Here is a 9,186-nt window from a genome sequence, read left to right on the forward strand (position 1 = left end):
TTTTAAAGAAGAGAGGCAAAGGGATATGGACCAGCCGTATCAGGAAGGCGGCCTTCTGGCACACAGCGACGTGGCCGAGGACTATGAGCTGCTGATGAACAGCATGGAGGTGAGCGTCAGCAAGCATTTGCTGGACGAGCATTTTACCATGGTGTGGGGCAACGATTTTTATTACAAAATGATCGGCTACGACAAACAGGAATACGAGGCGCTGTTTCACAACCGGCCGGATCTGTATTACCCCTTTCATCATTACGAGGACGAGCTTCAAGCGGTCAATGCCCAGGTGGTGGGTGCCCTGCAGGCAGGCCGCAAAAGCTACAGGCTCACCACCCGCATGCCGGTCAAGGGCGGCGGGCACATTTGGGTGCAGATGTGCGGGTTCTTCACCCAAAACATGCTGCGGGGCTGCCCCATCGCCTACACGGTGATCACCAATGTGGACGATCTGGTAAAAATGCAGAGGGCCCAGTCCATCACCTACAACAACATCTCCGGCTTTGTGGCCAAATATCTCATCCGCGATTATCTGCACATCGAGCTTCTGGACGCAAACGATCAGTTCAATGCCTTTTTCGGGATCTCAGGGCAGCGGGACCCGCAGGACCCCTTTTTCCGCCTGAACGTGGAGGCCAACAAGGATTGCATTATTCCCCAATTGGAACATACAAAACAAGGGGAGCATATCCACTTTCTGGCCAAGCTGCAAAACCGTAAGGGCCGGACCGTTTGGATGCAGGTCAACGGCGACTGTGTGGACTGGATCGACGGCGCCCCCGTCTACCTGCTGCTCTACATCGACGTGACCGACCTGACGGAGCTGCGCGAGATGCAAAAGCAGCTGGAAGAGCAAAAGCAGCATCTCCAGGACGCGCTGGTCAGCGCGCAAAAAGCCAACGCCGCCAAACGGGATTTTTTGTCCCGCATGTCGCACGAGATCCGCACGCCCATGAACGCCATCATCGGCATGACGACCATCGCCGCGGCCCACATCGGCGATGATGCCCGCATCGAGGACTGCCTGGGCAAGATCACCTTTTCCGCAAAGCACCTGCTCAGCCTCATCAACGACATTTTGGATATGTCCAAGATCGAGGACGGCAAGCTCACGGTGAACCGCGAGCCCTTTTACCTGCAGCAGGTGCTGGAAGCCGTCACCACCATCATTTACCCCCAGGCGGCGGCCCGGGAAGTCGATTTCCGGGTGACCGTGCAGGGGGTCCTGGAAGACGAGCTGTTGGGCGACGCCATGCGGGTGAGCCAGATCCTGATCAATCTGCTCTCCAACGCGGTAAAATTCACACCGCCAAAGGGGAAGGTCAGGCTGGCGGTAAAAGAGCTGGGCCGGAAAAACAACACGCAGACCCTGCAGTTTGCGGTCAGCGATACCGGGCGCGGCATGAGCGAGGAATTTCTTTCGCGTATCTATGAGCCCTTCGAGCAGGAGAACGCCAGGGGCGGCACGGGGCTTGGCATGCCCATTACCAAAAACCTGGTGGGGCTTTTGGGCGGCTCCATCTCGGTGCGCAGCCAGCTGGGCCAGGGCACGGTTTTTGTGGTGGATCTTCCCTTGGCTCTCTCTTCGCAGAACAAGCCGCTGCTGTATCCCTCTATGGATACGCTGCGGGTGCTGGTGAGCGACGACAACGCGGACGACTGCGCCTACGCCTCGCTGCTCCTGAAAAAGTTCGGCGTGAAAGCAAAATGGGTGCTCAGCGGGGGCGAAGCGGTGCGCGAGATCCGCACCGCCCACAGGCGCGGCAAAGATTACGACATCTGCCTGATCGACTGGAAAATGCCGGACATGAACGGCATTGAAACGGCGCGGCAGATCCGCGCGATCGTGGGGCCCGACACCCTGATCATCATCCTCACAGCCTACGATTACAGCGAGATCGAAGCGCCGGCCCGCGAGGCGGGTGTCGACCTGTTCCTTTCAAAGCCCCTGTTTGCCTCCTCGCTCTACAACACGCTTATGGCCGCCACCAAGCTGGGGCAGGCGCTCCCAAGGCCGGCCAGTCTCGTAAAACCAACCCTGCTCGCCGGCCACCACATCCTGGTGGCGGAAGACAACGAGCTGAATTTGGAGATCGCGGTGGAGCTTTTAAAAATGGCCGGCGCGCGGGTAAGCTGCGTCCGCAGCGGCCAGGAAGCTGTCGAGTGGTTCTGTTCCCCCCTGGGGCGCAGCTGCGGGCTGATCCTGATGGATATCCAGATGCCGGGAATGGACGGCTACCAGGCCACCCGCGCAATCCGCCGCTCCAGCGCGGCCAACGCCTCCGCCATCCCCATCATCGCCATGACCGCCAATGCCTTTCAGGAGGATGTGGCCGCGGCGCTGGAGGCGGGCATGAATGCCCACATCTCCAAGCCCATTGATGTGTCGGCCCTGTACCGCACGCTGGAAGCCGTTTTGAAACGCCGCGAACCGCAGTGAGCAGGCGCTGCTGCGCGCAAAAGGGCCGCCGGAAAGTCATCGCTTTCCGGCGGCCCTTTTTTCATTGCTCGCTTCAACAGCCCAAATACGCCTTGCGCACCTCAATGTTGTTGGCCAGCTCGTCGGCCGGGCCCTCCATCTTGATGGTGCCGGTCTCCAAAACATAGGCTCTGTCGGCGATCTCCAGCGCCATTTTGGCGTTCTGCTCCACCAACAGCACGGTCACGCCGTCCTTTTTCACATCCTCAATGATCTTGAAGATCTCCTTTACCAGCAGGGGCGAAAGCCCCATCGAGGGTTCATCCAGCAGCAGCATTTTGGGGCGGCACATCAAAGCCCGGCCGATGGCGAGCATCTGCTGCTCGCCGCCGGACAGGGTGCCCGCCTGCTGCTTGCGCCGCTCTTTCAGGCGTGGCAGGCGCTCGAACACCATCTCGTAGTCATCCAGCACGGCTTCCCTGCTGTCCTTGCGGGTGTAGGCGCCCATCTCCAGGTTTTCCTGCACCGACAGATGGCTGAACACCCGGCGGCCCTCCGGCACCTGCGCAAGGCCCAGGCCGATGATCTTGTGGGCCTCCATCTGGCTGATGCGATGCCCCATAAAATCGATCTCGCCGCTCTTGGGGCGCAAAAGGCCCGAGATGGCGTGCATGGTGGTGGTCTTGCCCGCGCCGTTCGCGCCGATCAGGGTCACGATCTCCCCCTCGTCCACATGAAACGAGATGTCCCGGATGGCGTGGATGGAGCCGTAGAACACATTCACATTGTTTACTCGCAGCATTTCGCCCATCTTCAGTCACCTCCCAGATACGCGGCAATCACCTTGGGGTGATTGCGGATGACCTCACCCGGGCCCTCCGCGATCACGCGGCCGTAATCCAGCACCACAATGTGTTCGCAGATGCCCATCACAAAGTTCATATCGTGCTCGATCAGCAAAACCGCCACGCCAAAGGTGTCGCGCACCGACTTGATGGTGTTCATCAGTTCCTCGGTCTCGTTGGGGTTCATGCCGGCGGCGGGTTCGTCCAGCAGCAGCAGCTTGGGGTTTGTGGCAAGCGCCCGGGCAATCTCCAGCTTGCGCTGCTTGCCGTAGGGCAGGCTGGAGGCCGGCAGCCTGGCTTCCTTGTCCAGGTCAAAGATCCTGAGCAGCTTCATGGCCCGTTTGTTCATCTCCCGCTCCTTTTCCCGGTAGCCGGGCAGGCGGAAAACGCCGGTCCACATGTTATAGCGCACCTGGTTGTGCAGGCCCACTTTCACGTTGTCCAATACGGTGAGCTCGTTGAACAGGCGAATGTTTTGGAACGTGCGGGCGATCCCCGCGCGGCAGATCTTTTCCGGTTTTTTGCCGGTGATGTTCACCCCGTCCAGAATGATATCGCCCTCGGTGGGGCGGTACACGCCGGTGAGCATGTTGAACACGGTGGTCTTGCCCGCGCCGTTGGGGCCGATCAGGCCGAACAGATCGCCCTTTTCCAGCTTCATATCCAGCTGCGCCACGGCCTGCAGGCCGCCGAACGCGATGCCCAGGTTGGTCACTTCCAGCAGCGCCATGCTCACACGCCCCCTTTCTGGTTTGTTTTAGTGCGTTCCTGCGCCATGGCGCGGAATTTCGCCGCAAAGCGGCCGCGCCACGCGACCATCTGGGGGCTCTGGTTGAAGATCATCATCAGGATCAGCAGCAGCGCATAGATCAGCATGCGGTATTCCTGCATGCCGCGCAGCAGCTCGGGCAGCACGGTGAGCAGGGCCGCCGCGATGATGGAGCCCCGGATATTGCCGATGCCGCCCAGCACCACGAACACCAGCACCAGGATCGAGGTGTTGTAATCGAATTTTTTGGCTGCCAGGGTCGAGAAGTTCAATGCGTACAGAACCCCCGCCATGCCCGCGAACACCGCCGAGGTGATAAAGGCCATCAGCTTGTACTTGGTCACGTTGATGCCGGTGGCCTCGGCGGCAATGCGGTTGTCGCGGATGGACATGATGGCCCGCCCCGCGCGGGAATTCACCAGGTTCAAAATCACAAACAGGGTCACCAGGATCAGCAGGATACCTATGGTAAAGGTGGAGGCCTTGTGCAGGCCCGTAATGCCGATGGCCCCGTTGATGATCACCTTACCGTCCGCTGCCAGCTTCAGCGAGGCCGCATCCTTCAGGGAGAAGTGCAGGCCGCTGCCGTCGACCCCCAAATAGAAGGAATTCAGGATATTCTTTATGATCTCGCCAAAGGCCAGGGTCACGATGGCCAAATAGTCGCCCCGCAACCGCAGCACCGGGATGCCGATCAAAAAGCCGGCCACGCCGGCCATCGCGCCGCCCACGAGCATGGCCAGGGGCATGCCGGCCCAAATGGGCATGCCATCCCCCGCAATCATCCAGAATACCGCGCCCGAAAAGGCGCCCACGCTCATAAATCCCGCATGGCCCAGGCTCAATTCGCCCAGAATGCCCACAGTCAGATTCAGCGACACCGCCAGCACCACATAAGTGCAGATGGGCACCAGCATGCCCTGCATGGAATTGTTCAGCAGCCCGCCCCCGGCAAGAGCGGTCATAAGCAAATAAAACGCCACCACGATGCCGTAGGTGATCAGGTTGCTCCGGGTGGACTTTTGCATTCTTTTGAAGAAGTTCATATGTACCACCTCACACCTTCTCGCTGATCTTTTTGCCCAAAAGGCCGGTGGGCTTGACCAGCAGCACAACGATCAGCACCGCAAACACAATGGCGTCCGCCAGCTGTGTGGAGATATACGCCTTGCCGAAGATCTCGATCACACCCAGCAGGATACCGCCCACCATGGCCCCCGGGATGGAACCGATGCCGCCGAACACCGCCGCGGTAAACGCCTTGATGCCGGGCATGGCGCCGGTGGTGGGCTGCAGTGATGGATAGGCCGAGCACAGCAGCACGCCTGCCACGGCCGCCAGGCCCGAACCAATGGCAAAGGTGAGCGAAATGGTGGCGTTCACATTCACGCCCATCAACTGGGCCGCCCCCTTATCCTCGGACACGGCCAGCATGGCGTGCCCCATTCGTGTGTGGTTCACAAACAGCATCAGCGCCGCCATGATCAGCGCCGACACCAGGATGGTAGCGATGCTCTCGCCGGTGATGACCAGTTCGCCGCCCGCCAGGTGCAGGGCCGGAATGGTCACCACCGATTTGAAGGACTTGGGGTCGGACCCCCAGATCAGCAGCGCCAGATTCTGCAAAAGGTAGCTCACGCCGATGGCGGTGATCAGCACCGCCAGGCTGGGCGCGCCCCGCAGCGGCTTGTAGGCCAGCCGCTCGATGGTAATGCCCAAAAGGGTACACACCACGATCGACAGCCCGATCGCCGCAACCGACGGCAGCCCCATCGAGTTCACCGCAATGAACACGATATAGCTGCCCACCATGATCACGTCCCCGTGGGCAAAGTTCAGCATCTTTGCAATGCCGTACACCATGGTATAGCCCAGGGCAATAATGGCGTACACACTGCCCAGGCTGATGCCATTGATGAGGTAGGATACAAAGTCCATAGATACTCCCCTTCTCCAGCGCCGCAGCCGGCCCGCGCCCCCCTGTGGCACACGCCGCCTCCCGCAAAATATACATATTATTATAGCACCGCTCTAAAGCGCGCACAAGTTTTTTGTGATTTTGTTGGAGAAAAAGGGGGCTGCCGCCCCCTGGCGGCAGCCCCCTTCGGCGTTCAAAGCGTTACATCGCGGTATAAATGCCGTTCTCGATCTTCACAGCGCGGGGGGCCTTGCTGACCTCGCCGCTGGCCGCCCAGGTCATGCCATCGCCGGTCAGACCGTCCACACTGATGGCGGTCATGGCGGGCTTCAGCAGATCGCACAGCTCGGAAGCGCTCATGGAGGTGTTGGCGGCAGCCTGCTCCATGGCGGCCTTGATGATGTAAACACCATCGTAGGCGTCGGCCGCAAACTGGTTGGGGGTCTCGCCGTACTTCTCCTCGTACTTGGAAACAAAGTTCTTGGTCATGTCGTCCTGCGCGTCGGCTGCAAACGGGGTGAGCAGCATGATGCCCTCAAACAGGCTGGTGTCGGCACCCTTGATGGTCAGCAGGCCATCAAGACCGTCGCAGCCAAAGATCTTGGCGTCATAGCCCTGCTTGTTCATTTCCTGGATGATCAGGTTGGCCTCGTTGTAGTAGATGGGCAGGAACATCAGCTCCGCGCCGGCAGCCTTGGCCTTCTGCACCTGCACGGAAAAGTCGGTCTTGCTGTCGGCGGTAAAGGATTCGGCGGAAACGACTTCCAAGCCCTTTGCCGCGGCCTCCTCCGCAAACTTGGCATAAATGCCGGAGGAATAAGCATCGGAAGCGTCGTAGATCGCCGCCACCTTGGTGGCCAGCTTGTTGTCGGCAATGTAATCGGCCGATCCAACGCCCTGGTTCGGGTCGGTAAAGCACACCTGGAAGGCGTTATCGCCCTTCACCACGTCCACCGCGGAGGCCGACGGGGTAAGCAGGAACATATTGTCGGCTTCCGCCTCAGAGGCCACCGCCAGGCAGGGGCCGGTGGTCACGGTGCCCAGCAGCACCTGCATGCCCCAGTCCTTCAGGGCATTGTACGCATTGACCGACTTCTCGGGGTCATGCTCGTCGTCCTGGAAGTTCAGCTCGAACTGCATGCCGCCCAGGGCGTTGATCTCTTCCACCGCCAGCTCGGCGCCCTGCTTTACAGCAATGCCGTAGGTCGAAGCGCCGCCGGTCAGGGGGCCGATGCCGCCGATCTTCAGCGGGGCGGCCGAAGAGCCGCCGGCATTCCCGGAAACCGTGGAGCCGGAAGCAGTGGAACCGGCCGGGGTGGAGCCCGCAGGGGCCGAAGTGGTGCCGCCGCAGGCAACCAGGCTTACCGCCATGGCCGCTGCAAGCGCCGCACTCAAGAATCTTTTCATAACGTTTCCCTCCTGTTTTACGTATCTCCCTGAGCCTCGTGTCGTCCTGTAATGCACAAAGTCTGGTGAACGTTTTCTAAATTATAAACACATTCCTGCAAAGAAACAATTCGCTATTTTTACATACTTTTTACCGTTGTAAAGCGCTGTAGTGGGTAAATTGCATAAAACTGCCCTGATTTTTCTATTTTCTATGCCCAAAGCGCCAACTTCGTTATAGAATTATCATCTTTTTGCAGGGTTTCCCCCATTTTAATGCGCCCGGGGCATTGCAAAGCTGCGCGAACTTTGCGATAATAGTAGTACTATTTTAAAAACAGGGAGTGCGCAGCGTCATGGAACTTTTGGAACAGCGTATTTTAAGCGAGGGCCAGGTCCGGCCCGGCAACGTGCTGAAGGTGGACTGCTTTTTGAACCACCAGCTGGATGTGGACCTGCTGGACAAGCTCGGCCAGGAATTCTACCGCCTTTATAAAGGCGACGGCATCAACAAAATTCTCACCATCGAGGCGTCGGGCATTGCGATCGCCTGCATGACGGCCCGGTATTTTAACGTGCCTGTGGTGTTTGCCAAAAAAGCCAAAAGCAAAAACATCGACGGCGAGGTTTTCACCTCCACTGTACACTCCTTTACATATGGAAAAGACTATGATATCACTCTTTCCAAAAAGTTTTTGGGCCCGCAGGACAAGGTGCTGATCCTGGATGATTTTTTGGCGGTGGGCAAGGCCATGCACGGCCTTTTGGATGTGTGCGCCCAGGCCGGCGCGCAGGTGGGCGGCATCGGCATCGCCATTGAAAAGGGGTTTCAGCAGGGCGGGGATACCCTGCGTGCCCAGGGCTACAAGGTGTCGAGCCTTGCTATTGTGGACGAAATGACCGACGACGGGCGTCTTCGTTTCCGGCCCCAATGAACGGCTGCACAGCCCGCAAACGGCACAAACCGGGAATTGCGCCGGCAGCGCTTTTTTCCCTTCCAATAAAAAGGGCCGGCCGCAGTATGCGGCCGGCCCTTTTTATCTCAGTTTTCTTTGCCCTCGACCCGCTTGATGACCTGCTCATAACCGCCGTTTCCATATTGGATGCAACGGTTGATCCGGCTGATGGTGGCGGTGCTGATCTCCACGCTTTTTACGATCTGTTCGTAGGTTTTTCCTTCCAGCAGCATTTTGGCCGCCTCCAGGCGCTGCGCCATATCAGCCAACTCCTTCATGGTGCACAGATCCTCAAAAAAGCTATAGCACTCGTCCATATCATTCAAAGAAAGGATCGCCTCAAACAGGGCGTTGGTCGCCGGGTTTTTCAAATGGTTCTTGTCAGCCATTATACACCTCGCTATGCTTTACTTTCTTGTTTTATCGCATTAAAGTGTACCACAAAGCTTTGCAAAATGCAAGCCTATTCTTGAAAAGAAAAAGGCCGCCTTTCCGGCGGCCTTTCCTTACAGATATTATTTCATCATGCTGGCAACTTCGGCCGCAAAATCATCACAGCGCTTCTCCAGGCCCTCGCCCTTTTCGTAGCGCACGAACTTTGCGATCTCAATGCTGCCGCCCAGGTCCTTCGCCACCTTGTCGGTGTACTTTGCCACGGTAAGATCCGGGTCCTTCACAAACTCCTGATCCACCAGGCAGTTCTCTTTATAGAACTTGCCAACGCGGCCCAGCACCATCTTCTCTTTGATCGCGTCGGGCTTGTTTGCGTTCTTGGGGTCGTTGGCGATCTGGGCCAGAAGGATCTCCTTCTCCTTTTCGATCACAGCTGCGGGAACTTCGCTCTCGCGCACATAACCGGGGTTCGCAGCGGCGATCTGCATGGCCACGTCCTTGCC

The 9,186-nt window shown here is 58.5% G+C and carries 9 protein-coding genes; 2 read left to right on the plus strand and 7 right to left on the minus strand.

Annotated elements, in window-relative coordinates:
* Positions 1-25 precede the first annotated feature (25 nt).
* On the plus strand, positions 26-2,437 hold the full coding sequence (locus ACMLHZ_RS04300; protein WP_418666567.1) for a response regulator: 2,412 nt from the start codon (positions 26-28) through the stop codon (positions 2,435-2,437).
* 73 nt (positions 2,438-2,510) lie between these two features.
* On the opposite strand, the gene ACMLHZ_RS04305 is transcribed toward ACMLHZ_RS04300, so the two are convergent.
* The 5 genes from ACMLHZ_RS04305 to ACMLHZ_RS04325 form a co-directional block, all read right to left on the minus strand.
* Positions 2,511-3,227, minus strand: a complete 717-nt coding sequence (locus tag ACMLHZ_RS04305; RefSeq protein WP_418666568.1) for an ABC transporter ATP-binding protein — start codon at positions 3,225-3,227, stop codon at positions 2,511-2,513.
* A gap of 2 nt (positions 3,228-3,229) precedes the next feature.
* Positions 3,230-3,991 (minus strand): ABC transporter ATP-binding protein, encoded by a 762-nt coding sequence (locus ACMLHZ_RS04310; RefSeq protein WP_418666569.1) that lies wholly within the window; start codon positions 3,989-3,991, stop codon positions 3,230-3,232.
* A 2-nt stretch (positions 3,992-3,993) separates the two neighbouring features.
* Positions 3,994-5,076 (minus strand): branched-chain amino acid ABC transporter permease, encoded by a 1,083-nt coding sequence (locus ACMLHZ_RS04315; protein ID WP_418666570.1) that lies wholly within the window; start codon positions 5,074-5,076, stop codon positions 3,994-3,996.
* Positions 5,077-5,086: 10 nt separating this feature from the next.
* Positions 5,087-5,968, minus strand: a complete 882-nt coding sequence (locus ACMLHZ_RS04320) for a branched-chain amino acid ABC transporter permease (RefSeq protein ID WP_418666571.1) — start codon at positions 5,966-5,968, stop codon at positions 5,087-5,089.
* A 181-nt stretch (positions 5,969-6,149) separates the two neighbouring features.
* Entirely contained in the window at positions 6,150-7,355 is a 1,206-nt protein-coding gene (locus ACMLHZ_RS04325; protein WP_418666572.1) for an ABC transporter substrate-binding protein, read from the minus strand.
* A 335-nt stretch (positions 7,356-7,690) separates the two neighbouring features.
* Between ACMLHZ_RS04325 and ACMLHZ_RS04330 the strand changes: the two genes are divergently transcribed.
* Positions 7,691-8,269: a xanthine phosphoribosyltransferase gene (locus ACMLHZ_RS04330; RefSeq protein WP_177566056.1), complete on the plus strand. Its 579-nt coding sequence runs from the start codon at positions 7,691-7,693 to the stop codon at positions 8,267-8,269.
* 107 nt (positions 8,270-8,376) lie between these two features.
* On the opposite strand, the gene ACMLHZ_RS04335 is transcribed toward ACMLHZ_RS04330, so the two are convergent.
* Positions 8,377-8,679, minus strand: a complete 303-nt coding sequence (locus ACMLHZ_RS04335; RefSeq protein ID WP_177566054.1) for a YerC/YecD family TrpR-related protein — start codon at positions 8,677-8,679, stop codon at positions 8,377-8,379.
* A gap of 126 nt (positions 8,680-8,805) precedes the next feature.
* The coding region (gene tsf / locus ACMLHZ_RS04340; protein WP_418666573.1) for a translation elongation factor Ts at positions 8,806-9,186 on the minus strand (381 nt) is incomplete at its 5' end.

This window comes from Allofournierella sp., from assembly GCF_048388525.1.
Taxonomy (GTDB): Bacteria; Bacillota; Clostridia; order Oscillospirales; family Ruminococcaceae; genus BQOK01.